1 protein-coding gene is annotated in these 1,661 nt (G+C 68.8%); it reads left to right on the top strand.

What is annotated here, in order from left to right:
* Positions 1–48: 48 nt before the first annotated feature.
* Positions 49–1,661, top strand: a 1,613-nt coding sequence (locus tag PLC66_RS22645) for an electron transfer flavoprotein-ubiquinone oxidoreductase (RefSeq protein ID WP_324544433.1), incomplete at its 3' end; no start/stop codon positions are given.

Below are 1,661 nucleotides of genomic sequence, written 5' to 3' on the forward strand. Positions count from 1 at the left end.
CCGATGACCCCCGAAGAGTTGCTGACCACCTACGGCCCGCGCGAGTCGATGGAGTACGACGTGGTCGTGGTCGGCGCCGGCCCCGGCGGACTGGCGACCGCGATCCGGCTCAAGCAGCTGGCCGCAGAAGCCGGCCGCGAGGTCTCGGTGTGCGTGCTGGAGAAGGGCTCCGAGCCCGGCGCGCACATCCTCTCGGGCGCGATCATCGATCCGCGCGCGCTGAACGAACTGTTCCCCGACTGGCAGGCCAAGGGCGCGCCGCTGAAGCAGGCGGTGGCGAAGGACGAGTTCCTGTTCCTCGACCAGAGCGGCGCGAAGTCGACGCCCGCCTTCTTCCTGCCAGACTGTTTCAACAACCACGGCAACTACATCGTCTCCCTTGGCGCGGTCACGCGCTGGCTGGCGCAGCAGGCCGAAGCGCTGGGCGTGGAGATCTTCCCCGGCTTTGCCGCCGACGAGATCCTGTACGACGACGCCGGTGCGGTGAAGGGCGTTGCCACCGGCAACCTCGGCATCGGCAAGGACGGCGAGCCGACCGCCGAGTTCCAACTGGGCATGGAGCTGCTGGCGAAGTACACGATCTTCGCCGAGGGTTCGCGCGGCCACCTCGGCCGCCGCCTGATCGAGAAGTTCAGGCTGGACGAAGGCCGCGATCCGCAGAGCTACGGCATCGGCATCAAGGAGCTGTGGCAGGCGGACCCGGCGAAGCACCAGCCGGGCCTGGTGGTGCACACCGCCGGCTGGCCGCTGGACGCGAACACCTACGGCGGCTCGTTCCTGTACCACGCCGAGGACGGCAAGATCGCGCTGGGCTTCGTGGTCGGCCTCGACTACGCCAACCCGTACCTGAGCCCGTTCGAGGAGTTCCAGCGCTGGAAGACGCATCCGGCGATCCGCAAGCACCTCGAAGGCGGCAAGCGCGTCGGCTACGGCGCGCGCGCGATCACCGCTGGCGGCCTGCTGAGCCTGCCCAAGCTGGTGTTTCCCGGTGGCGCCCTGGTCGGCTGCGAGGCCGGCTTCCTCAACGCCAGCCGGATCAAGGGCAGCCACGCCGCGATCAAGACTGGCATGCTCGCCGCCGAAGCCGCGTTCGCCGCGCTGGGCGAAGGGCGCGCGCAGGACGAGCTGTCGACCTATCCGCTGGCGTTCGAAGCGAGCTGGCTGCACGCCGAGCTCAAGCAGTCGAAGAACTTCAAGCAGTGGTTCAAGAAGGGGCGTTCGCTGGCGACGCTGATGACCGGCATCGAACAATGGCTGCTGCCGAAGCTGGGCATCCGCAACCCGCCGTGGACGCTCCACCGCGCCAAGCCCGACCACGCCTGCCTCGAACCGGCGGCGCAACACCAGGCGATCGCCTACCCCAAGCCCGATGGCGTGCTGACCTTCGACCGCCTGAGCTCGGTGTTCCTGTCGAGCACCAGCCACGACGAGCACCAGCCGGCGCACCTGACGCTGAAGGACGCGAGCGTCCCGGTCGAGGTGAACCTCAAGACCTACGCCGGCCCGGAGTCGCGCTACTGCCCGGCGGCGGTGTACGAGTTCGTCGGCGACGCCGGCAGCGAGCGGCTGCAGATCAACTTCGCCAACTGCGTGCACTGCAAGACCTGCGACATCAAGGACCCGACCCAGAACATCGTCTGGGTGGCGCCGCAGGGCGGGGG

This window comes from Thauera sp. (genome assembly GCF_035444905.1).
Classification (GTDB): Bacteria; Pseudomonadota; Gammaproteobacteria; order Burkholderiales; family Rhodocyclaceae; genus Thauera.